Annotated in this window: 18 protein-coding genes; 12 read left to right on the top strand and 6 right to left on the bottom strand. The window is 65.0% G+C overall.

Annotated elements, in window-relative coordinates; all coding sequences use genetic code 11:
• The first annotated feature begins 97 nt into the window (after positions 1–97).
• Genes tssM through AC07P1_RS01570 form a run of 3 tightly spaced genes read left to right on the top strand, consistent with a single transcriptional unit; the run spans position 98 to position 5,658 of the window.
• Positions 98–3,865, top strand: coding sequence for a type VI secretion system membrane subunit TssM (gene tssM / locus AC07P1_RS01580; RefSeq protein ID WP_494694187.1), 3,768 nt, complete (start codon positions 98–100; stop codon positions 3,863–3,865).
• Complete coding sequence (gene tagF / locus AC07P1_RS01575) at positions 3,862–4,830, top strand: type VI secretion system-associated protein TagF (RefSeq protein ID WP_494694186.1); 969 nt, start codon at positions 3,862–3,864, stop codon at positions 4,828–4,830. The genes tssM and tagF overlap by 4 nt, the downstream gene beginning before the upstream one ends.
• A gap of 39 nt (positions 4,831–4,869) precedes the next feature.
• Positions 4,870–5,658 carry an OmpA family protein gene (locus AC07P1_RS01570; RefSeq protein WP_494694185.1) on the top strand — a complete coding sequence of 263 codons (789 nt, stop codon included), beginning with the start codon at positions 4,870–4,872 and terminating at the stop codon, positions 5,656–5,658.
• A gap of 14 nt (positions 5,659–5,672) precedes the next feature.
• Here the strand turns inward: AC07P1_RS01570 and AC07P1_RS01565 are convergent, their stop codons facing one another.
• The 3 genes from AC07P1_RS01565 to tssJ are packed head-to-tail and all read right to left on the bottom strand — an operon-like array spanning position 5,673 to position 8,410.
• On the bottom strand, positions 5,673–6,455 hold the full coding sequence (locus AC07P1_RS01565) for a DotU family type IV/VI secretion system protein (RefSeq protein WP_494694184.1): 783 nt from the start codon (positions 6,453–6,455) through the stop codon (positions 5,673–5,675).
• Positions 6,452–7,810: a type VI secretion system baseplate subunit TssK gene (tssK, locus tag AC07P1_RS01560; RefSeq protein ID WP_494694183.1), complete on the bottom strand. Its 1,359-nt coding sequence runs from the start codon at positions 7,808–7,810 to the stop codon at positions 6,452–6,454. The genes AC07P1_RS01565 and tssK overlap by 4 nt, the downstream gene beginning before the upstream one ends.
• Positions 7,811–7,825: 15 nt before the next feature.
• Complete coding sequence (gene tssJ / locus AC07P1_RS01555; RefSeq protein ID WP_494694182.1) at positions 7,826–8,410, bottom strand: type VI secretion system lipoprotein TssJ; 585 nt, start codon at positions 8,408–8,410, stop codon at positions 7,826–7,828.
• Between the two features lie 167 nt (positions 8,411–8,577).
• On the opposite strand from tssJ, the gene AC07P1_RS01550 reads away from it, so the two are divergent.
• From AC07P1_RS01550 to AC07P1_RS01510, 9 genes are all read left to right on the top strand, one after another.
• Positions 8,578–9,162, top strand: coding sequence for a tetratricopeptide repeat protein (locus AC07P1_RS01550; RefSeq protein ID WP_494694181.1), 585 nt, complete (start codon positions 8,578–8,580; stop codon positions 9,160–9,162).
• Positions 9,163–9,199: 37 nt separating this feature from the next.
• Positions 9,200–9,709, top strand: coding sequence for a type VI secretion system contractile sheath small subunit (gene tssB, locus AC07P1_RS01545; protein WP_494694180.1), 510 nt, complete (start codon positions 9,200–9,202; stop codon positions 9,707–9,709).
• 1 nt (position 9,710) lies between these two features.
• Complete coding sequence (gene tssC / locus AC07P1_RS01540; protein ID WP_494694179.1) at positions 9,711–11,198, top strand: type VI secretion system contractile sheath large subunit; 1,488 nt, start codon at positions 9,711–9,713, stop codon at positions 11,196–11,198.
• 35 nt (positions 11,199–11,233) lie between these two features.
• The gene (locus tag AC07P1_RS01535) at positions 11,234–11,725 is read left to right on the top strand and encodes an Hcp family type VI secretion system effector (protein WP_494694178.1); all 492 of its coding nucleotides are present in this window, start codon (positions 11,234–11,236) and stop codon (positions 11,723–11,725) included.
• Positions 11,726–11,817: 92 nt separating this feature from the next.
• Positions 11,818–12,291 (top strand): type VI secretion system baseplate subunit TssE, encoded by a 474-nt coding sequence (tssE, locus tag AC07P1_RS01530; protein ID WP_494694177.1) that lies wholly within the window; start codon positions 11,818–11,820, stop codon positions 12,289–12,291.
• A gap of 2 nt (positions 12,292–12,293) precedes the next feature.
• On the top strand, positions 12,294–14,921 hold the full coding sequence (gene tssH / locus AC07P1_RS01525; RefSeq protein WP_494694176.1) for a type VI secretion system ATPase TssH: 2,628 nt from the start codon (positions 12,294–12,296) through the stop codon (positions 14,919–14,921).
• A gap of 12 nt (positions 14,922–14,933) precedes the next feature.
• Positions 14,934–15,812, top strand: coding sequence for a type VI secretion system protein TssA (gene tssA / locus AC07P1_RS01520; RefSeq protein WP_494694175.1), 879 nt, complete (start codon positions 14,934–14,936; stop codon positions 15,810–15,812).
• A gap of 128 nt (positions 15,813–15,940) precedes the next feature.
• The gene (locus AC07P1_RS01515) at positions 15,941–17,674 is read left to right on the top strand and encodes a methyl-accepting chemotaxis protein (protein ID WP_494694174.1); all 1,734 of its coding nucleotides are present in this window, start codon (positions 15,941–15,943) and stop codon (positions 17,672–17,674) included.
• A 31-nt stretch (positions 17,675–17,705) separates the two neighbouring features.
• Positions 17,706–18,344: a tRNA-uridine aminocarboxypropyltransferase gene (locus AC07P1_RS01510; RefSeq protein ID WP_494694173.1), complete on the top strand. Its 639-nt coding sequence runs from the start codon at positions 17,706–17,708 to the stop codon at positions 18,342–18,344.
• Here AC07P1_RS01510 and AC07P1_RS01505 read toward each other — a convergent pair whose 3' ends face one another.
• Genes AC07P1_RS01505 through AC07P1_RS01495 form a run of 3 tightly spaced genes read right to left on the bottom strand, consistent with a single transcriptional unit; the run spans position 18,345 to position 23,697 of the window.
• The gene (locus AC07P1_RS01505) at positions 18,345–21,236 is read right to left on the bottom strand and encodes an Hsp70 family protein (RefSeq protein ID WP_494694172.1); all 2,892 of its coding nucleotides are present in this window, start codon (positions 21,234–21,236) and stop codon (positions 18,345–18,347) included. It abuts the gene before it with no gap.
• 2 nt (positions 21,237–21,238) lie between these two features.
• Entirely contained in the window at positions 21,239–23,104 is a 1,866-nt protein-coding gene (locus AC07P1_RS01500) for an Hsp70 family protein (protein ID WP_494694171.1), read from the bottom strand.
• Positions 23,101–23,697 carry a DUF2760 domain-containing protein gene (locus tag AC07P1_RS01495; protein ID WP_363504425.1) on the bottom strand — a complete coding sequence of 199 codons (597 nt, stop codon included), beginning with the start codon at positions 23,695–23,697 and terminating at the stop codon, positions 23,101–23,103. The genes AC07P1_RS01500 and AC07P1_RS01495 overlap by 4 nt, the downstream gene beginning before the upstream one ends.
• Positions 23,698–23,748 lie beyond the last annotated feature (51 nt).

Raw genomic sequence — 23,748 nt, 5'->3', positions numbered from 1 at the left:
ATCATTGTGCGCGCTCAAGAATTCGAAACATGATTGGTGGCAACATTGATCGGTCCGCCTTCCTTTCAAGCGCTGTCGTCCAAGCCCCGACCGAACCATGATGCGAAAAATTTGGCACTTCCTGACCGATACCCGTCACCTGACGATTTTTGGTTTGGCCGCGATGGCGGCGATATTCTATTTAGGCGCGCAAGTGTTGGAGCTGGCGCTGATCTGGGCGCTGGGCGCGACCGCCGTGATGCTGGCGCTGGCGGGGCTGGTGTGGCTATGGCGACGGTCCCGCGCCAAGCGGGAGTCCGAGAAGCTGGCCGACGCCATCGGCACCAGGACCGCAGCCGAGGAGGCGCCGAAGGACCAGGCGGGCGCCGAGGTCAAGGCCATCCGCGAGAGCCTGTTGAAGGCCATCGAGACGATCAAGGGTTCCAAGTTGGGCATCGTCTCCGGCACGCGCGCCTTGTATGAGCTGCCTTGGTACATGATCATCGGGAATCCGGCCGCCGGCAAAAGCACGGCGATCACCAACTCCGGGTTGCAGTTTCCTTTCGCCGACGGCAAGGTGGTGCAGGGCGTCGGCGGCACCCGCAACTGCGACTGGTTCTTCACGCCGGACGGCATCCTGCTCGACACGGCCGGCCGCTATTCGGTCATGGAAGAACACCGCGCCGAGTGGTTCGGCTTTCTCGATTTGCTGAAGAAGTACCGCCGCCGCGCGCCGATCAACGGCATCCTGATCGCCGTCAGCATCGCGGAGCTGCGCGGCGACGACCCGGAGGCCGGCATCAAGCTCGCGCTCAGTTTGCGCAAACGGGTACAGGATTTGATCGAGCGGCTGGAGGTTTTCGCGCCGGTGTACCTGGTGTTCACCAAGGCCGATCTGATCGCGGGCTTCGGCGAGTTCTTCGCCAAGGCCGAGCGCTCGGAGCGCGAGCGCGTGTGGGGCGCGACCATGCCCTATAAGCGCAAGGCGACCAGCCAGCAGCTGCTGGCGTTCTTCGACCAGAGCTTCGCGGAGCTGTGCGACGGCTTGAAGGAGCTTAGCCTGGCCAATATGAGCCAGCAGCGCCGCGAGCGCATGGAGCCCGGCGTGTTCACCTTCCCGCTGGAGTTCGCGACGATCAGGGCGCCGCTGCGGGCGTTCCTGGCGACGCTGTTCGAGGAAAATCCGTTCCAGTTCAAACCCGTGTTTCGCGGTTTCTACTTCACCAGCGCGCTGCAGGAGGGTATGCCGGTCAGCGAGCAATCGCACAGGGTGGCCAAGCGCTTCGCGCTGTCGGTGCCGGATGCGCAGGCCGTCGCCGGAGCGGGGCAGTCAGGTTTCTTCCTGCAGAATTTATTCCGCAAGGTGATCTTCGCCGACAAGGACCTGGTATCGCAGTACGCCAGCAAGCATAAGGTGCGGCTGACATATGCCGCGTTCTTCGGCGCGGTGCTGCTGCTTGGCGCGTCGCTGGGCGGATGGAGCTGGTCGTACCTGGGCAATCGCCAGTTGGTCGGCAACGTGCAGGCGGATCTGGATAAGGTGATCAAGCTGCAGGACAAACGGCTCGATTTGCAGTCGCGGCTCGAGGCGCTGGAGATCCTCCAGGACCGCATCGAACAACTGGACAAGTACCGCGACGAGCGGCCATGGTCGCTGCGTATGGGCCTGTATCAGGGCGGGCTGCTGGAGCAGAAGCTGCGCGCGGAGTATTTCTCCGGCGTGCGGGAGGTGATGATCAAGCCGGTCGTCGCCAACCTGGAGACGCTGCTGTCCGAGATGAATTCCCGCGCCGACGAATTGCAGGCGCCGGGCGCCGCCCCCGCGCAGCCTGCGGGCGAAACCACCGCCGTGGCTCCCCCGGCCCCGGTCAACCGCCAGTTCCAGCAAGCCTCCGCCGGCAACGTGGAAGACGCCTACAACGCGCTGAAAAGCTACTTGATGCTAGTCGATAAATCGCACGCGGAGCCCAGCCATTTGAACGACCAATTGACTCGCCACTGGCGCGTGTGGCTCGAGAACCACCGGGGCGCGATGCCGCGCGAGCGGATGATCCACAGCGCCGAACGGCTGATGACCTTCTACCTGGCGCAGATCGCCGATCCGTCGTGGCCGCGCGTGGAACCGAAGCTGGCGCTGATCGACCAGGCGCGTGAGAATCTGAAGCGCGTGGTGCGCGGCATGCCGGCGCGCGAACGCGTCTACGCCGACATCCGTGCCCGTGCCAATACCCGCTTCCCGGCGATGACGGTGGCGCGCATGGTCGGCGAACAAGATCAGGCGCTGGTCACCGGCAGTCACGCGATCGCCGGCGCCTACGCGCGTGAAGCGTGGGAGAAGTATGTTCAGGGGGCCTTCCGCGAGGCGGCCACGCGCGAACTGCAAAGCGCGGACTGGGTCTTGAAGACCGCCGCGCGCGACGACCTGACGCTGGAGGGCAGCCCGGAACAAATCGAGAAGGGCCTGACCGATTTGTACAAGGCCGACTACGCGCGCGAATGGCAGAAATTCGTGCAGGGCGTCACCATTGCCAATCTGAATGGTTTCGATGCCGCCGTTGTCGCCATGAACCGCCTGGGCGATCCGCAATCGTCGCCGATATCGAAGCTGCTGACCACAATTTATCAGCAGACGTCGTGGGACAACCCGGCGGTGATGAGCACCGAGTTGAAAGAGGCGCAGTCGGGTCTCGTCAACTGGCTCAAGAACACCTTGCTGCGGCGCGGATCGTCGCAGATCAACGTCAATGTGCAGTTGGACCAGAACCGCGTCGACAGACCGATGGGGCCCATCGGCCGCGAGTTCGCCGGCGTCGGCAAGCTGGTCGCCGCCAAGGACAAGGATGCGTCGCTGATGCGCGCCTACATGGACACCTTGTCCAAGTTGCGCAGCCGTTTGAATCAGTTGAAGAACCAGGGCGATCCAGGTCCCGGCGCGCGCCAGTTCATGCAGCAGACGCTGGAAGGCACAGGTTCGGAACTGGCCGACGCGTTGCGCTACGTCGACGAGCAAATGCTGACCGGGATGAGCGACTCGCAGAAACAGGCGATCCGTCCCATCCTGGTGCGGCCGTTGATGCAGACCTTCGCGGTGTTGATCGGACCGGCCGAGTCGGAGATCAACAAGACTTGGTTGGCGCAAGTTTACGAACCGTTCCAGCAATCGCTGGCCAACAAATATCCATTCTCGCCCAATGCCCGTATCGAAGCGGCCAGCACGGAGATCGCGCAGTTCTTCGGTCCCGACGGGTTGATCGCCAAATTCGCCACCACCGCGATGGGCCCTTTGGTGCTGCGCCGTGGCGATGTGCTGGCGCCGCGCACCTGGGCCGACATGGGTATCAAGCTGGCCCCGCAGGCGGTGGCACGCTTCCCCGGCTGGATAGCGCCGATCGGCGCCGGCGGCGTGGCCGCGTCGTCGGCCGCCGCGCAAACCGTGTTCCAGCTCCAGCCGATGCCCGCCCCTGGCACCCTGGAATATACGGTCGATATCGACGGACAGCAGATCCGTTACCGCAACACGCCGGCGCAGTGGGCCAATATGGTCCACCCGGGCACACAGGGAGCCTCGGGGGCGCGCATCACGGCGGTGTCGTTCGACGGCCGCAGCGTTGAAGTGTTCAACGAGCCAGGGCAGTTCGGCCTCAAACGCATGATCGACGCGGCGGCCAAGCAAAGGCGCGAAGGTGGCGTGTTCGAGCTGCGCTGGACCAACGACGCCATCACTGTGGCCATGGGCCTGAAGATCATCAGCAGCCCTGAAAGCAGCGGCAACGCCAGCGCGCCACAGGAGCAGGGCTTCCGTGGCATGCGGCTGCCGGAAACCATCGTCGGCGCCCCAGCCGTCCCCGCCGCCCCCGCTATCGCGGCCACCGGAGCGCCACAATGAAACGCCTTCCACAGAATGTACGCATCGGCTACTTCGGCAAGCTCCCATCGCGGGGCGACTTTATCAAGGCGACCAACAACCTGGCGCTGGCCAACTTGCTTGACGGCTGGCTGGCGGAGGTGATGAATCTGTTGAGCACCGATCCGCGCTGGAAGATCAATTACGACGCGATGCGCCCGTTGCAGTTCGCCTTCGTCGGCACGCGCAGTAGACGCGCGATCGCCGGCCATCTGGCGGCCAGCAGCGACGCCTCGCAACGGCGCTATCCGTTCCTGAGCATGACCGCCATCGAGGTCGAGTCGCCGCGCACCTTCCTCGCCTTGAGCCCGGTGGTTCTTGCGCCGCTGTGGAACGAGCTGGAACAACTGGCCTCCGATGTGTTGGACGCGGCCGACCCCGACCCCGCGCTACAGGTCTTGGCGGCGACCACCTTCGATATCGAACCCGGGGCCGCCGAGCACGAAATCGCGTTCGTCGATTTCCTCGACCGTCACAACATCGCCAGCCTGGAGGCGATGCTGGGCCGCGACTCGGCGCGCCGCATGATACTGGCCATCGGGCTGCTGCTGCAGCCGGTGCGGCGCAGCGCCGAGGCGCGGCTGGAGAAAAGCCTTGCGCTGCCGTTGCCGCAGTCGGCCCGCCAGCGCTATCTGGTCGCCGCGTTCTGGATGGATCTGATCGCGCCGTTCCTGCACCAGGCGGATTTCGAACTGTGTGTATTCGTGGCCGATATCCGCGAGCAGCCGTCGCTGGTGATCGGCTTCGGCGGTGCCGCTCCCGAAACGCTTCAGGCCATCATCGATCCGGCGTGCGCCGCCGACCAGCAGATCAACTTCGATTATTCCGGCTGGGTCGATGAACTGATCGCCAGCGACGCGCGGGTTCAAAAGCTGTCGGCCTATCTGGAGCAGGGCCAGTTGTCGCTGCGTTCCGTCCAGGCGCTGTTCCACGAGACTTTCGTCTGATTTACCACACTTCGATTCCATCCAAAGAGGAGCTTTTCGATGCGCCAGCGGACCATCTGGCCGGCGGTGATGCCGGCATTGTTATCGACATCAATCTATTGTGCGGCACAGGCCCCGGCGCCGGCAACACCCCGTCCCGGCCAGGTACTGGTCAGCGGCTCGGTGCCGGACGAGGCGAGCAAGGCGGCCATGCTCGCCCGCGTGCGGGAGTTGTATGGCGCCGAGCGGGTGGTCGATCAGGTGTCGATCGCGCCGGTGTCGCTGCCGCCCAACTGGAACGGCTACGTGCAAAAGCTGATTGGTCCCAATCTGAAGTTGATCAGCAAGGGCGAAATCAAGATCGACGGCACCAACGTCACCCTGCGCGGCGAGGTCGCAAACGAGGCGCAGCGCCAGCAGATTGCCAGCGACTTTGCCACCAGCCTCAATCCCAGCTACACGGTCAACAACGGCCTGCGCGTGAGCGCGGCCGAACAAAACCTGCTCGACGAGACGCTGGCCAAGCGCATCATCGAGTTCGAGAGCGGCAAAGCGACGCTGACCGACTCCGGCAAGGGCATCCTGGACGAAATGGCGGCGGCGATGCAGAAGGTGAAAGGCAAGAAGGTGGAGGTGATCGGGCACACCGACAATGTCGGTCTGCGCGACAGCAACCTGGCCTTGAGCCACGCGCGCGCGCAGGCGGTGCGCAGCTACCTGGCCGACAGGGGGATCAGCCAGGAGATGGTGATGGTTTCGGGGCAGGGGCCGGACCGCCCGGTGGCCGAGAACAGCAGCGCCGACGGCCGCGCGCGCAACCGTCGTATCGAGTTCCGCATCGCCCAGTAAAAAACGCTGCCCGGTCAGGGCAGCGTGATCGTCACATAGGCCGGCCTTGGCGCAAGCTTGACCAGATCCGAGTAGCCCGCCAGTGTATTCTGCGTGTCGTGCGACAGCGAGGACTCCAACCCGATGTAGGCCGCCAGGCCGATCACCGCGAACAGCGCGCACAATGCCCACAACGGCGTGTTGCTGCGCAATTTGTTCACGATCTGGTCGGGCCTTTCGGCCTGCGGCGCGAAGCCCTTGCTCTTGCCTTGAATGTGCGCGATCTCGTCGCCGAGGCGTGCGGTCATGTAGGCCAGCTTGTCGGCGGTGTCGAGCGCGTATTTGCCGCGAAAGCCGATCAGCAAACACATATGGAAGACCTGTAGCGCCGGCAGCCTGGCGCCGCCGGTGCTGCGCAGCGCTTCCAGACGGTCGAAGAAGTGTTCGCCGGCCAGTTGGTCCCCAAAGATCACCAGTTGCAGCGGACGGCGCTCCCACGCGAAGCGCATCGGGAACTGCGACCCCAGGATGATCTCGTCGAGCGCGGCGCAGAAAGCGTACTTGGCGTCGTCGATATCCTCACCTTGCGCGCGCAGCTTGCGGGCCTCGCTGTCGAATTCCGCCAGGTAGGCGGTGATGGTGTCCAGGAAGGCCGCCTCGCCCGGCGGGGCGCTGCCGTTCTTCAGCATGAACAGCAGATAGAAGCCTTCCTGCAGCAGGTCGAGCAGGGTTTGCACATGGCCGTAGCCAGGCTGGATCTGCCGGCGCTGGCCGCCCATCAGCGTCGGGATCGCGCGGCGTTCGATTTGGGGCGTCATGCTGTCACCGCGATCAGGTTGATGCGCAGGTCGCGTATGCCGCTCGGTACATAGATCGAGATCGACTGCGCCTTGAGCATCTGCTCATACAACATGCCTTTGCTTTCCAGCGCAAAGTAGTAGGTATCCGGTTGAACCGGAATCGCCGCCGGCACCTGGGGCGCGTGGGTGATTTTTACGCCCGGCATGGCCGTCAGCACGCACTTTTCCACGTCGTCCGGCGCGCCGGCCTTGACACGCAGCGGCACGATTTCCACCAGCTCCAGTGCGGACAGCGAGGCGCTGACAGCGAGATAGAGCGTGGTGCGCTGATCGATCTTGCCGGAGTCGAGCTTGCCCAGATGGTAGCTCGGCTTTTCTTCCGACAGCGCGATCGAGAAGTATTTGGTCGAGATCACGGTGTCCAGTAGATCGCGGATGATGTCGTCGAGGCCGGAGAAGCATGCCGCCATGTCGTCGTGCCGGTAGCAGGGCAGGTGGACCAGCGAGTACTGTTTCGAGTAAGTCATCAGGGCGCCGGCCAGCCCAAGCAGCGATTCGAACAGCCGCTCCGGATGCAGCTCGGGATTGCGCACGTAGTGCATCAACGACGCGGCCGATGTGCTGACCGTGTGCAGCAGCCAGAATGACGACACGTCGCCGGAGCGGAATTCGATGACGTTGCGGCTGGGCTCGCGCATGTGGCCTTGCAAGGACTGCACCTTGGCCTGCAGGGCGTCCATCAGGCGGTCCAGCATCGCTTTCAGCGTCGGGGCGCTGGCGATCGACAGGCCTGGCGGGATAAACGAAGGATCGGCTTCGAAACCGCCGGTGACCAGGCGGCGCAGGCGTATCACCGGCACGCAGTCGTAAGCGCCAAGCGGTTCCTGGTCGGATACCAACCGCACCGATTTCTTCAGATAGCTGACTTCCGCGCTGACGGCGCGCGTGTACAAGTCCGGCGTTTCACTGGTCGTTTGGCGATAACGGGCGCCGGCCTGCTGTTCGTCTTGTCGCGGACCGTTCGGCGCCGCGTTGCCACCGCCGGGTGCCAGCGCGGGCAGGGCGGCGTACCAGGTCACTTCCTGCAGGCTTGGCGGCAGGGTGGACAGGTCAATCGCCACCGGCAGCGGTTCGCTCGACGGCGCGTCGACGATTTCGCCATCCTGGAAGATGATGGACAGCGCTTGCAGGCGCAGGCGATCGGCCTTCAGCGCGTCGTGATCCCACTCGATGCGCCGCACGCCCCACAGATAGGGATGCAGCGCCTGCGCGGTCTGGTGCAGGCGCGCCTCATGATACTGGTCCTGCTGCTGGAAGTGCTGTGGACGAAGGAACACGCCTTCGCCCCACAAGACCTTGGATGGGATACTCATGTTGACTCCTTCAGGTTATTGGCAGCGCACCGCCGCCAGAGGCATGCCTGTTTCATTGACTGCCGTTGTTGCGACGGCGCCCGCGCCGACGCTCATCGCGCAGGCATGCAATCCAACGGTGATGCCGGATTTTTCCGCGTCGGCGGCGGCAAATGCCAGGCGCCAGCGCTGCTCGGCCGGCGCCTGGAACAACGCGACAACCCCGATGAAATACGCTTCGCGCGTGACCTTCTCGGCCACCTCGTAGCGCTGGCCGGGAATCAGCATCACCTCTTTGACTTCCAGCAGGTCGTTGCCGAGTTGTTCGCGTTCGGCCTGCGCGTTGAGGAAGGCGTTGAAGTTCATTTGGTGGAAGGCGGCGGTCTGGCGCAGCTTGTAAATCCGCGTCGCCAGCGCCATCGGCTGCACCGCCTTGCCGGCGTTGAGGTTCCGCGCCGCGTGCAGCCGAATCGCCACATTGCGTGGCGGCTTTTGGGCGTCGGGCAGTTCCGGCGGCTTTTGGACGCCGGCGATTTGCAGCGCCGCGCCGGCGATGGAACCGGCCGCGCAGCCTTGTAGGGCAAGCAGTCCCGCTATCACGATCATGGTTGTTCCGTTCATGTTTTCTCCAGGCGATCCATGCATTAGAGCGAAAGCGGCCTTGTTCGAATTTGCGGCGGCGCAAGCAATTTGGAAGAGGGTAAATAATTGATTAGACGCAACTAGTGCTGCCGGCGTTCATGAATAATGAATCTCTCGTTTCTGGTTCCGCAAACAAGGAGAGAGTGATGAACATCGCAAGAACATGGTTGCCCTGCGTGGCGAGTCTGATCCTGTTGTCCGGCTGTGCGACCGACGGCGACATGGTCCGCACCAAAAAGCCGCAGGCTTCCACGCTGGAGCAGGCGCTGACAGAGGCCGGCACCGCGCTGGCCGCCGGCGAAGGCGACAAGGCGCAGGGCCTCCTGAAGGCCGCCGCCACCAACTATCCCGCCGACAAGGCGCCCTGGCTGCATATGGCGCAAATCAAATTCGACCGCGCCAGCTACGGCGAGGCGATCACCAACGCGCTCGAGGCGCTGCAGCGCGACCCGAACGACAAGCTTGGCAACAGCATCGTCGCGGTCAGCGGACTGCGTTTGTCGACCAAGGCGCTGGCGGACCTGAGTCGGCAGAACAATTTGAATGGTTCGCTGCGTTCGGAGGCGCAGGAGCTGGCCAAACTCCTGCGCGGTAGCTTGGGCGAGGAGGTGCTGGTGCCGTCGTCGACGGCCACGCGCAAACCCGCTCCCGCCAAGAAAAACACCGCCACTGCGCCCGTCAAGAACAACAGCCAGACCAACAGCAGCGATCCTTTCGGCGGTTTGAAGTAAGCCGCTTTACTTGTTTCCCCTTTTTGATGGAGTTTGTATGGCAAATGGTGACAGTGTCCAAAAGCGCCTGACCAAAGTGCGTCCACCGCGTGTGCAGATGACGTACGACGTGGAGATAGGCGACGCGATGGAAAACAAGGAGCTGCCTTTCGTGGTCGGCGTGGTCGGTGATTTCGGTGGCAATTCGGAAGTGGAGAAGAAGCGCCTGAAGGACCGTAAGTTCGTCGGCATCGACAGCGACAATTTCGATGAGGTGCTGGGCGGCGTCGAGCCGGTCGCTCGCTTCAAGGTGCCGAACCAGCTGGCGGGCGACGACACCAGCTTCAATGTCGAACTGCGCTTCAAGGCGATGTCCGACTTCCGGCCGGAAGCCGTGGTGCGCCAGGTCGAACCGCTCAGCCGCCTGTTAGAGGCGCGCGGCAAGCTGGCGGACCTGCGCAACAAACTGGCCGGCAACGACAAGCTGGAGGACATCTTGAGCGAGGTCCTGAGCAGCACCGACAAGTTGGCCAAGCTGAAAACGGCCAAGCCGGTAAAGGGAGACTGACATGTCGGCACAAATCAACCAGCTGCAGGAAGCCGCCGTCACCACCGAAGACGTCAACCTGCTGGACCAGATCGTCGAGCAAAGCAAAGTCGCCAAATCGACGGTGGAACACGAACGCGCCAAGGACATCATCTCGGAACTGGTCAGCCAGGTCCTCGACGGAACGGTGGTCATGTCGAACAACCTGTCGGCGACCCTCGACGCGCGCGTCGCGGAGCTGGACCGGCTGATCTCCAGCCAGTTGAGCGCAATCATGCACGCGCCGGAGTTCCAGAAGCTGGAGCAGAGCTGGACCGGCCTGCACTACCTGGTCAAGAATTCCGCCACCGGCCAGGGACTGAAAATCCGCATGCTCAACGCCACCAAGCGGGAACTGGTCAAGGACTTCCAGTCCGCGCTGGAATTCGACCAGAGCTCAATGTTCAAGAAAGTCTACGAAGAGGAGTTCGGCACCTTCGGCGGCGCGCCTTACGCCGCGCTGCTGGGAGACTTCGAGATATCGCGCCAGCCGGAAGACATGTACTTCGTCGAGCAGATGTCGCACGTCGCGGCGGCGTCGCACGCGCCGTTCATCGCCTCCGCCGCGCCCGAGTTGTTCGGGCTGGAGACCTACGGCGATCTGGGCAAGCCGCGCGACCTGTCCAAGGTGTTCGATACCGTGGAATACGCCAAGTGGAAGGCCTTCCGCGAATCGGAGGACTCGCGCTATGTCGGCCTGGCGTTGCCGCGCTTCCTGGGGCGCCTGCCATTCAATCCGGTCGACGACACCACGGTCGAAGGCTTTAACTTCGTCGAGGAAGTCGATGGCACCGATCATCAGAAGTACCTGTGGTGTAACGCCGCCTATGCCTTCGGCGCCAAGCTGACCAAGGCCTTCGACGATTTCGGCTGGTGCGCGGCGATACGCGGCGTCGAGGGCGGAGGCTTGGTGGACGACCTGCCCACGCATACCTTCAAAACCGACGACGGCGAGGTGGCGCTCAAGTGTCCGACCGAGGTGGCCATCACCGACCGCCGCGAGAAGGAACTGAGCGATCTGGGATTCATCTCGCTGGTGCACTGCAAGAACACCTCCTACGCGGCCTTCTTCGGCGCCCAGTCGGCGCAGAAAGCGAAGAAATACAGCTCCGAGGCGGCCAACGCCAACGCGGTGCTGTCCTCGCAGCTCCAGTACATCTTCGCCGTCTCGCGCATCGCCCACTACATGAAGGCCATGATGCGCGACAAGGTCGGCAGCTTCGCCTCGGCCTCCAACGTCGAGGACTTCCTCAATCGCTGGCTGATGAAATATGTTTTATTGGACGACAACGCCAGCCAGGAGCAAAAGGCGCAGTTCCCGCTGCGCGAGGCGTCCGTCCAGGTGCACGAGGTGCAAGGGCGTCCCGGCGTGTACCGCGCCGTGTCTTTCCTGCGGCCGCACTTCCAGCTCGACGAGCTGTCCGTTTCCCTCCGACTGGTCGCGGAGCTTCCGCAGTCGACCAATAGCTGATTTTTTTTCACCACCACCTGAGACTGGAGCATGCAATGGCAATCGACGTCTATCTTCATATTGATGGCATCAAAGGCGAGTCGACCGACGACCGCCATAAGGATTGGATCGAATGTAAATCGGTCACTTTCGGCGTCGACCAGCCGAAATCGGCCACCGCGTCCACCGGCGGCGGCCACACGGCCGAGCGTTGCGAACACCGCGATATCGTCTTCTCAAAGCTCGCCGACTTGTCCTCGCCGATCCTGTTGCAGACCTGCTCGGCCGGCCGCACCATTCCCAAGGCCCGGCTGGAATTCTTGCGGGCGGACGCCCAGGGCGAGCGCGTTAAATACTTCGAGATCGAGATCGAAAATGTGCTGATCGGCGCAGTGTCGCCGTCGGTGCACGAGGGCGACATCCTTACCGAGGAAGTCGCACTGAAATTCTCCAAGATCAAGTGGCGCTACACGCAGCAAAAAATCACCGGCGGCGCCGGCGGCAACACCTCCGGCGGCTGGGATTTGGCCAGCAACCGTATCGTCTGACGATCCCCCCGGCGCCCGTCGTTTCGCGTTGCGACGGCGCGCTTTTTTGGGCCAGGCCGGCCTGGCCTGGCCTTTTTTTATAAGGGCTTCCAATGAACGGCTTTACACCTGGCCTGCTGGACCGTCTGCTGGGCGAGCAAAGCGCCGCCTCCCGCCCGGGGCACGGCCTGACGCTGGAACAATTGAAGGATTCCGTCGCGCGCGACCTGGAAGACCTGCTCAACACGCGCTGCGCGCTGTCCGACGAGCTGTTGGAAACCTACCCCGAGTGCGCCGGCTCCATCGTCAACTACGGTTTGCTCGACTTCGCCGGCATGTGCCTGAGCAGCAGCGAGGATCGCGCCCGAATTTGCGCCGCGCTGAAAACGGCGATCGAACGTCACGAGCCGCGCCTGCGCAATGTGCAGGCATGGCTGGAGCGCGAAAGTGGCTCCATCAACCACGTCAGCTTCGCCATCAGCGCCACGCTGGCCGGCCTGCCAATGACAGAGTCGGTCAACTTCGACGCGGTGCTGCAACCCTCATCCCTGCATTACTCAATCAACCGCAGCGCCCGCGGAGCCTAAACATGAATCTGAATCTGAAAACACTGATCGGCAAATTGAATGACACCACGCGCCTGGCCGCCACACGGGCCGCCAGCATCTGCGTGGCGCTTGGCCAGTATGAGGTGGAGGTCGAGCACCTGTTCCTGGCGTTGATCGAGCAGGAGCGATGCGACGTGGTGCTGATCGCGCGCCAGTGCGGCGTCAGTATCGACACGCTGGAGGCCGACCTGCATCATGAGGTCAGCCAGTTCAAGACGGGCAGCACGCGCACGCCGGTGTTTTCGCACCATCTGCCGCTGCTGCTGGAGAACGCGTGGCTGATCGCGTCGCTGGCGACACCGCAGCCGAATGGCATTCGCAGCGCGCATCTGCTGGTCGCGCTGTTGACAGACCCGGAACTGTCGCAGATCGCGCACCGCGCTTCGTCCACGTTTGCGCGGATTCCGATCGACGAAGTCAAACACCGGCTGGACAAGTATACCAGTGGCTCGCAGGAGGAAACCACCGCCGCCTCCACGGCCGACGGCGAACCGCCGGTGGCGCCGCTTGTCGATGCGGCGCGCCAGAGCGGCCCCCGGACGCCGGCGCTTGACCAGTACACCACCAGCCTGACGCGCGTCGCCAGTGAAGGCAAGCTGGATCCCGTGATAGGCCGGGAGACCGAGGTGCGCCAGATGATCGACATCCTGCTGCGCCGCCGTCAAAACAATCCCATCCTCACCGGCGAGGCGGGCGTGGGCAAAACGGCGGTGGTGGAGGGCCTGGCCTTGCGCATCGCCGCCGGAGACGTGCCGGCCGTGTTGCGCGGCGTGGAGATCCGCACGCTGGACATGGGCCTGCTGCAGGCCGGCGCCAGCGTCAAGGGTGAGTTTGAAAACCGCCTGAAGAACGTCATCGATGAAGTCAAACAAAGCCCGCACGGTGTCATCCTGTTCATCGACGAGGCGCACACGATGATCGGCGCCGGCGGCGCGGCCGGGCAGAACGACGCCGCCAACCTGCTCAAGCCGGCGTTGGCGCGTGGCGAATTGCGCACCATCGCCGCCACCACCTGGAGCGAGTACAAAAAGTACTTCGAGAAGGATGCCGCGCTGGCGCGGCGCTTCCAGGTCGTCAAGGTCGAGGAGCCGAGCGAGGAAATCGCCAGCGCCATGCTGCGCGCGATGACGCCATTGATGGAAAAGCACTTCGGCATCCGTATCCGCGATGAAGCGGTGACCGAGGCGGTCCGCCTGTCGCATCGCTATATCAGCGGCCGCCAGTTGCCCGACAAGGCCGTCAGCGTGCTCGATACGGCCTGCGCCCGCGTCGCGCTGGGACAGAGCGGCACGCCCGCGTTGCTGGAATCGGCGGCGAAGGGCATGGAGCGCATCGACGCGGAGATCAACGCTTTGCAGCGCGAAGAGGGCGGCGAAAAGAGTGCCGAGGCGGCGCGTCGCCAGCGCCTGCAAAAGTTGACCGACACCCGCGCGGCGCTGGCCGAGGAGCATGCGAAGAACGGCGATCGCTGGCAGCGCGAGCAGTCGATCGTCGCCGCCATCTCCCGTCTGCGCGCTGGCAGCGATGGCGCCGATGAAATCCGCGCGCTGAAGGAGGAGTTGGCCGCGCTGCAGGGCGAGACGCCGATGGTGCCGGTGGAAGTCGATGCCGCGACGGTCGCCGCCATCGTCTCCGGCTGGACCGGCATCCCGCTGGGGAAAATGGTCAAGGACGAAATCCGCACCGTGCTTAAATTGCAGGACGCGCTGGAAGCCCGCATCCTCGGCCAGCCTGCGGCCATCGCCGCCGTGGCACAGCGGGTGCGCACCGCGCGCGCCAACCTGGACGATCCGAACAAACCCAAAGGCGTGTTCATGTTCGTCGGCCCCTCTGGTGTCGGCAAGACGGAAACCGCCTTGGCTCTGGCCGATCTGTTGTACGGCGGCGAGCGCAAGCTCCTGACGATCAACATGAGCGAATACCAGGAGGCGCACAGCGTCTCCGGCCTCAAAGGCTCGCCACCCGGCTACGTCGGCTACGGCCAGGGCGGGGTGCTGACCGAGGCGGTGCGCCGCAATCCTTATAGCGTGGTGCTGCTCGACGAAATCGAAAAAGCCCACCCGGACGTCACGGAGCTGTTCTTCCAGGTCTTCGACAAGGGCGTAATGGATGATGCGGAAGGGCGCGAGATCGACTTCCGCAACACCATCATCATCGCCACCTCCAACGCCGGCTCGGCGGCCGTCATGCAGGCATGCCTGAACAAGGAAACCCCGCCAACGGTGGATGAACTGGAGCAGATGCTGCGGCCACAACTCGTCAAACACTTCAAACCGGCCTTCCTCGGCCGGCTCAAGGTGGTGCCGTACTACCCGATCCCGGACCAGGTACTGGCGCGCATCATCGGGCTGAAGCTGGACCGCATCGGCCAGCGCATCCGCGACCAGCACCACGCGGAGTTCAGCTACGACGAGGCACTGGTCGAAGCGGTGCTGGCGCGTTGCACGGAGGTCGATTCCGGCGCCCGCAATGTCGACCATATCCTGAACGGCAGCCTGCTGCCGGAGATCGCCGAGGCGGTGCTGGAAAAGATGGCGCAGGGCGCGGCGATCGCCAGGATCAAGGTCGGCGCCAGCAAGCAGGGCCAGTTCAAATACACCATCAAATAGCAAGGAGCCACCATGTTCAGCATCGCACAACTGCTATTACCCATCAGCGCGGACCGGATCTGCGGCGGGGACCTGTCCTTCAGCAGCGAGGTGGACGCCATCGCCCACGCCCGCACCTACGACGACCCCACACTCGATCAGGGCGAATGGGTGGCGGAGCTGAAGGAGGCCGACTGGCAGTTCGTCGGCAGCCGCTGCGCCATCATGATCGAAACGAAGACCAAGGACCTGCGGCTGGCCGTCTGGCTGGCCGAAGCCCACGCCAAAACACGGGGCCTGCGCGGCCTGGGCGATGGCTACGCCCTGCTGTCGGGCCTGTGCGAGCATTACTGGGAAGGCTTGCATCCGCTGGCCGATGACGGCGACTACGACCAACGCATAGGCAACCTGTATTGGCTACTTACGCGTACCCTGGTGCTGGTCAGGGAGATGTCGCTGGACGGTGGCGCGGCGCTGCTGCCGGATGCCGAATACTGCCTGGCCATGCTCTGTGAGCTGGAGCGCGTGGTGGACCGGCGCCTGGGCGCAGAAGGTCCGGGTTTCAGCGCCGCCAAAGACGCTTTGCAGGCCGTGATCACCGCCATCGCGCCTGTCGGCAGCCCGGCCGCGATGGCGATGGCCGGTGGCGCAGTATCGGGCGTTGTCGGCCAGGTGGCGGCGGCCGCGCCGGGTGGCGCGGTACAAAACCGTGTCCAGGCCCTGTCGCAATTGCGCCATGTGGCCGATTTCTTCCGCCGCACCGAGCCCCATAGCCCGGTTGCCTATCTCGCCGACAAAGCCGCCAGCTGGGGCGACATGCCGCTGCACGTCTGGCTGCGCGCCGTCATCAAAGACCCGGGATCCATCGCCGGCCTTGAAGAGTTGTTGGGTTCGCAGTCGGGAGGCGAGTGAGCGCGGCGCGCATTTTCACCAAGTAGTTGTTGTAACGCAACACCTAATCTTTCTCTCAGTGCTACAGATTCTATGGAACAGTGCTAGCATGGGCCAGACATCTCTGATCCTTTCGCTAGGGGTTCGCCATGAACAACCTGAAAATCGGCACACGGCTCGGCTTCGGCTTTTCGCTCATCCTGTTATTACTGACCACGATGACCATCATCGGCATCATGCGTCTCAGTAGCGCCAGCGCGATGACGGACCATATGATCGACGTGAAAATCCGCGACCAGCGACTGATCGCCGAGTGGGGCAAGATCATCGAGGTCAACGCCGCGCGCACCACGGGCGCCTGGATGGTCGCCGATGCGGCCGATCAGAAAAGTCTGGAAACGCTGATGGCGGCATCATCCGGGCGCGCGACCAAGATCCAGGACCAGATCGGCGCCACCATCGAGGACGAGGCGCTCAAACCGCTGTTCAAGCAGGTGCTGGACACGCGCAAAGCCTACACCGACGTGCGCAAGGCTGTCTTTGCCGCCAAGGCCAAGGGCGACCTTGAACTGGGTAAAAAACTCTATGAAGGCGATCTGGCGCAAACCCGCACCAGTTATCTAGCGGCGCTGCACACCTTCTCGGAGCGGCAGGCCGACTTGCTCGACGCCGCCGCCGTCGAGATCCACGACCAGTACACCAGCGGGCGCACCTTGCTCGTGATGCTGGGCCTTGCCGCCATCGTCATGGGCGTCTTTGCCGCCTGGTGGATCACGCATACGATCACGAAGCCGATCAACGAGGCGGTGAAGGTCGCGGAGACCGTATCGTCCGGCGATTTGACCAGCGATATCCAGGTTCACAGCAAGGACGAAACCGGGCAGTTGATGAGCGCCCTGAAAATCATGAACTCGAACCTGGTCAGCATCGTCGGCCAGGTACGCAATGGCACCGATCTGATGGCCACCGCGTCCACCGAGATCGCCGCCGGCAATCAGGACCTGTCGTCGCGCACGGAGGAGCAAGCCAGTTCGCTGGAGGAGACGGCATCGTCGATGGAGGAGTTGACGTCGACGGTGAAGTTCAACGCGGAGAACGCGCGGGAGGCCAACGCGCTGGCGATCAGCGCCGCGCAAATCGCCAGCCGTGGCGGCGCCGTGGTGGGCGAGGTGGTCAACACCATGGGTTCCATCAACGACTCTTCACGCAAAATCGTGGAAATCATCTCGGTCATCGACGGTATCGCCTTCCAGACCAATATTCTCGCCCTGAACGCGGCGGTGGAAGCCGCGCGCGCCGGCGAGCAGGGACGCGGCTTCGCGGTGGTCGCCTCGGAGGTGCGCAATCTGGCGCAGCGCTCGGCATCGGCCGCCAAGGACATCAAGAGCTTGATCCACGACTCGGTCGAAAAGGTCTCGCAGGGCTCGGACCTGGTCAACAAAGCCGGCGAAACCATGAGCGAGATCGTCACCAGCATCAACCGCGTGACCCAGATCATGACGCAGATCAGCCACGCCAGCGAAGAGCAGAGCATCGGTATCGCCCAGGTCAACGACGCCATCACCCAGATGGACCAAGTGACGCAGCAGAACGCGGCGCTGGTCGAACAGGCCGCGGCGGCGGCGGAATCGATGCAGGAGCAGTCGGCCAAGCTGGCCGACGTGGTGAGCGTGTTCAAGCTCGATGGCTTGCAGTTGCCCGCGCCGGCGGCCGCGTCCAGCACCCGGAGTGCTCCGCGCGCGCCGACACGTCCGGCGCTGCCGCCGCGCCGTGCCGCCCCCGCCGCTGTCGCCGCCGTTTCCGCGCCCGCCCGCAAGCCGGTGCCCGATAACACGCGCAAGGCCGTCACCACCAACGACGCGGACGGCTGGGAAGAGTTCTAAGCGAGACGGCGCTTCGGTACAATGATGGTCTATGACCAGTACCGACGCCGCACCATCCAAGCCGCGCAGCACCCGGGCGCAATGCGCTGCGTGTCTGCGGCCGCTGCAAACTTGCATCTGCCGCTGGGTGGTATCCGTGTTGAACCAGGTGGAAGTGCTGATCCTGCAGCATCCGATGGAGGTCGCCAACGCCAAGGGCAGCGCGCGCCTGCTGCATCTGAGTTTGTCCAGCAGCCGGCTGGAATGCGGCGAAGCGTTCGAGCCGGATCGGCTGGGCGAACTGCTTTCCGGGGATCGCCGCAACGTGCTGCTGTATCCGGAGACGATGGAGGACAAATCGCTGGGCCTCGCCACGCCGCCGGTGTTCGGTCAGGATTGGCTCGGCGAGCCGCAGCGATTGCGGCTGGTGGTGCTCGATGGGACCTGGCGCAAGAGCCGCAAGATGTTGTATCTGAATCCGCCGCTGCAAGCGTTGCCCCGGCTACCGCTGCGCGACACGCCGCCGTCGCACTACCTGATACGCAAGGCGCATCTGCCGGACCAGCTATCGACGCTGGAGGCCACGGCGTACGCATTGGCGCAACTGGAAAACGACCCGCACAAATTCAATCCGCTGATCGACGCCTTCGACGGTTTCGTCGCCCAACAGGCCAGCTACGTACGCCCCTGATCAGGCGATCAGCTTCAGGCCGGGCGGCAGCGACTCGCCCAGCATGCGTTTTTCGTCGGCCTGATCGAGTTGCACCACTTCGCGCACCATCGCGCTCCAATTCGCGGGAGCGCCGATCGCGGCGAGGCGCCGCAGTATTTCGGAGCGCAAGGTCTCGTCGATGTCGCGCGAACGGTCGCCCGTCATGCGTGCCAGATGGGACGCCGCGAAGCCGGCCGGCTCCACCTTCTTCCAGTCCAGCGCCAGTATTTTTGAGAGCCACTGCTCGACGACCGCGCTGTCGACGACATCATGCGCGCTGCCGTGGAAGGGCTGGCGAGCGCCGACGCGGCTCAAGCCCCACAGAAAGCGCGCCTGCGCCGCTTCCGCCTTGCCGGCATCCGCCGCGCCGGCACGGGTCTTGTTGGCCCCGGCCTTTACTGCCGCGCGGGTTGCCGCATCAAGCCGCGACAGCATCCATGCGCCGATTTCCGCCTTGTAGTTGCCGGGTATGCGTTCTAGCGACGCGCCCAGGCGCAGCATGTCCTCCTCGCTGCCGTTGACCAGCGTTTGCGGGCGCCGGCCGCGCTCCTGCGCGTCCGCCTGGACGTTGAAGGCGAAATCGTCGAGCACCCGCAACTGCGCTTCCACGCTCAAGCCGCCGGCCGCGCGCCGCCACAAGGTCCACCACTCGGCGCAGACCTGGCTGTCCTTGTGGTGCTGGGCGCCGGCGTCGAACATCGCCCACAATTTTTCGATGCGCCACTCGTCGAGCGGGTGGCCGAATCCGGGACGCAGGCAGTAGCCGCTCAGATTGAGCCACGCGCGCTCGTGTTCCGACGACCGGCGGCGGCCCTTGGCGCGTTCGATCAGCGCGTCGAACAGGCGTCGCAGCAGCGGCGTGGTCCAGCTTTCGCGGCTGCCCAACAGGTGTTCGAGTTGCGCGCGCAGTTGTTTGACTTCCTTGACGTCGACCTGCTGCGCGCGGCTGCCGAAGATACGGTCTACCTTGTCGATAGCCGCGTTCAGGCCCGCCGGCATCGGCGCGTCCCGGGGGACGTTCGTGCCCACGTCGTCGGTCTCCGCGATGCCGGTGTCGCCGCGCAGCTGGAATTCCAGCAGCCAGCGCTGCGCGTCTTCGATCGCCACGCAATGCACTTCCAGCGTACCGACTTCGCTCAGCGTGGTGGCCAGTTGCACCGGGATTTCCTTGCGGGCGTCGGCGGCGCCGCTGTCGCGCAGCACCGTGGCTATCGGTGGCAGTTGGACGTAATCGTCCGGCTGAAGCTCGACCAGTTCCCCCGCCTGCGGCGGGGTGGCGTCCGACGTCGAAGAAGCCAGGTGGAAGCGCACCGGCCGGCCAAGCCGCAGCGTGAAGGTGCGCTCGGCCAGCAGGATTTCGCGGTTCTCCGCGCTGCCGCGTGGCAGGATGCAGACGGCGCGGCACGGCTTGTCGGCGCGCTGTTGCTCGTCGAGCAGCAGGAAGTAACTGCGCGGCGAGCCGCCGCCGATGACCGGCGCCCGGCCGCTCTGACCCAGCGCGTAGGCCACGCCGCCGCGCGCGACGGCGACATCGGGATCGTCGTTGTTCAGAACGCGCAGCGGTGTGCCGCGCCAACTCGAGAGCACCGCCTCCAAACGGCGGGCCAGGGCGTCGGCGCGGAAAACGCCGCCGTTCAGCAGCAACGTATCGGGAACCGGTATCGTCGCATGGTCGTCGACCGGCAGGTCCAACGCCTCGCGCGCGGCCGCCGCGTGCTGGCGCAGGAAGCCCGCGAGATGACGCGTGATGGCGGCGTCGCTGGCATAGGGCAGTCCGAACTCGATGATCGCGCCGCGCCCGCGCGTGGCGGGTTCGCGCGACGGGTTCAACGGAAAGAAACCATCCACCACCAGCGCCGCCACTTCGTCGCGCGTTAGCTCGGCGGAGCGGGAACCGCCGATCAGGCGCGAGCCGGAACCGAGCAAGGTGACGGTGGCGCGCTCCGGCGCGTCCGCCGCCAGCAGCAGCTCCTTCGCCGCGCGGCAGCGCTCCGCCAGTTGCGCCAGCCGGCTTGACGACAGGCGAGGAGGAGGCGCCTCGCCACCCTGGGCGGCCGCCATGCGCGTCTCGACCAGATGCGCCAGCGCCAGATCCATATTGTCGCCGCCGAGGATCAGGTGATTGCCGACGCCGATGCGGCTGATCTCCGGCTGGCCGTCGACCATAGCGACCTTGATCAGACTGAAGTCGGTGGTGCCGCCGCCGACGTCGCACACCAGCAGCAGGCGCGTTTCGGCCAGATCGGCGGCGAGCGTCGCGCGCTGGCGGTACAGCCAATCGTAGAAGGCCGCCTGCGGCTCCTCCAGCAGGCGCAGGCCGGGCAGACCGGCCATGCGCGCCGCTTCAAGTGTCAGCGCCCGCGCGCCCTCGTCGAAGGAGGCGGGAATCGTCAGGACGATCTGCTGGCGTTCCAGCGGATGGGAAGGAAAGCGCGTATTCCACGCGGAGCGCAGATGCGCAAGATAGGAAGCGCTGGCGGCCACCGGCGACACCTTGGCTACCTCGGCTTCGGAGCCCCATGGCAGGATCGCCGCCGTGCGGTCCACGTTGGGATGCGACAGCCAGCTCTTGGCGCTGGAGACCAGACGCCCGGGCACCTGCGCGCCCATGTTGCGCGCCAGTCGTCCGATGACCACCTGCCGCAAACCGGCCACGTCGTCCTGCCGCCATGGCAGTTGCAATTCGCCGTCGGCCAGCTCGCCCTCGGCGGGGTGGTAGCGCACCGACGGCAGCAGCGCGCCAGCGCCAACCTCGCCCGGCGCCACCAACTGCTCGATGTCGAACAGCTGGATGTCGGCTTTGCCGGGCGCCGAATAGGCCAGCACCGTATTGGTGGTGCCAAGGTCGATGCTGACGATGTATTGACTCATGCTCAGGCGGCGGCGCCTTCCGTGGAGCCGGAACGAACGTCGAACTCCACTTTCCAGCGCTGGCCGTCGTTGGCAACGGCGAGCAATTCAAGCGTTCCCGATTCGGTCGCCATCGCATGCAAGCGCACCTGCACCACGTCGCCGGCCTGACGGCCTTCCGGCGACAGCGTGGCCTGGATCTCGTTCAACTCGATCAGTTCCTCCGGACCCCAGAAGTCCAGCAGGTCGCCGATCTGGTCCTGGCGGCGCACCGAGGACCCGAAGAAGCGGAACTGCACCGGCTCGCCGACGACCAGGCCGAACTCCTGGTTCGGCAGTTCGATCTCGCTGCCTTCCTCCATGCCGAACGGCGCCACGCACAGCGCCTGGATCGGCGGTTCCATGCCGGGGATGGCCGGCATCGACGATTCGATCGCCACGTAGTAGGCGCGCGCCGTACCGCCGCGAATCCGCACACCGCTACCGCGACGCACGTAGCTGTAATAAGCCGCGCCGCGCGCGACCGCCAGATCCAGATCGGCGCCGCCCAGCATGCGGGCCGGCTCCGCGCCTTCCATATACAGCCAGTCATTGAGGGTGGCCATGACGCGTTGCCCCAGCAGCTCGGACTTGAACACGCCGCCGTTGAACAGCACCGCCGTCGGATGCAGGAAGCTGGCGTCGGCACTGTGCTTGCCGGCGTAGCCTTCCAGTTCGCCGGTGGCGCCGACCTGGCGAGCCAGGAACGCGGCCAGGTGGCGTGTGATGCCCGCGTCCTGCGCATACGGCAGGCCAAGCTGCGTCAGGCCCGCGCGCGTGCGCACTGCCGGACGCGCCGCCGCGTCCACCGCCGGGAAGAAGCCGTCGAGAATGAAGGTCGTCACTTCGTCGCGCGTCAGCTCGGTGCGGATCGAACCGCCGATCAGTTTCGACCCCCGGCTCGGCACCACGATAGGCCAGGTTTCGACGGTGGCATCGGCCAGCAGCTTTTCCTTGGCCGTGCGGCAGCCGTAGGTGAGCGCGCGCATCTGCCAAGGATCGAGCTGCGTGCCGTTGGCGGCCAGCTTGCGTGCCACCAGATGCGCCAGCGCCAGGTCCATGTTGTCGCCGCCGAGCAGAATGTGATCGCCGACCGCGATGCGGTGCGGCTCCAGGACGCCGTCGCGTTCCAGCACGGCGATCAGCGAGAAGTCGCTGGTGCCGCCGCCGACGTCCACCACCAGAATGATGTCGCCCGGTTTGACTTCTTTGCGCCAGCGGCCTTCGCTGCCCTGGATCCAGCTGTACAAGGCGGCCTGCGGTTCCTCCAGCAGGGTCAGATTGGTGTAGCCGGCGGCGCGCGCCGCGTCGGCGGTCAGTTCGCGCGCGCCGGGATCGAAGGAGGCGGGGATCGTCACCGTCACCGCCTGTTCGCCGAACGGCGCCTCAGGGTGCGCCTGCTCCCATGCCTGGCGCAGATGCGACAGGTAGCGGGTCGACGCCTCCAGCGGCGAGACGCGCGTGACTTCCTCCGGCGCGTCGTTCGGCAGCAGGGCGCTGCGGCGGTCCACGCCCGGGTGGCTCAACCAGCTCTTGGCGCTGGAGACCAGGCGTATCGGCGTGGTGGCGCCACGGCTGCGCGCCATTTCGCCGGCCACGCCGGTTTGTTCGGCCGCCGACTGCTGCCACGGCAGGCTCAAATCGCCCGGCGCCAATTCGTCGGCGTGCGGCAGATACAGGAAGGATGGCAGCAGCGCCAGGTCTTCCACCGTGCCCGGCGCCGTCAGCTGCGGAATCGCCAGCACGCCGTGCCGGGTTTTTTCGCCGTCGCTGGTGGCCAGGTCGACATAGGAAAGGGCGCTATGGGTGGTGCCAAGGTCGATGCCGATGGCGTAGCGTGGGTCGCTCATAATTCCACCTCCGCCGGGGCCAGGATCGCCGCGTCGTGCGCTTCGGCCAGTTTCGGCAGGCGCACGTTCGATGCGCGCCAGCCGCGATGGCTCAACGCGCCGCGGAACGGCGCCTTGCCGACGACGTTGCCGGTCAGGCGCACGGCGCTGGCGTCGAAGCCTTCCTCCAGCACCACGCGGCTGCCTTCGGCCTCGCTGCGAATGGCCTCGATGGTGAAGTGCTCGCGCAGCACCTTGCCGCAGCCTTCGTGCACCACGCGCGCGGCGGCGCCGATGTCGGCGTCCGAATAGGCGCTCAGGTTTTCCTGGGTGAAGTCGATCAGGCGCGCCTCGCGCTGGAACAGGCCAAGCAGCTGGAGCGCGGCATCCGGCGTGGCGACGCGCAGCGTGACCGGGGCCGGAGCCGGAACGGGCGCCGGTGCGGGGGCTGGCGCCGGAGCGGCAACCGGCGCGGCGGAAGGCTGCGGTTCGCCGGCGGCGATGCGCGCCAGGCGCGCGGCGTATTCGGCATCGGACAGCGCGCGGAAGAAGGCGCCGATGGCGATCGATATCCGGCTAAAAAAAGACGGCAACGGTTGAGTCGAATTGTTCATGTTTAGCTCGCGTAGAGTGAGCCGGGCCGCTGCCTGGGGCGGCAGCCTGGC

This window comes from Duganella sp. GW821-FHT07F09 (assembly GCF_059418705.1).
The sequence above is the reverse complement of the archived record's forward strand: the minus strand, read 5'-3'. Positions and strand labels throughout refer to the sequence as shown.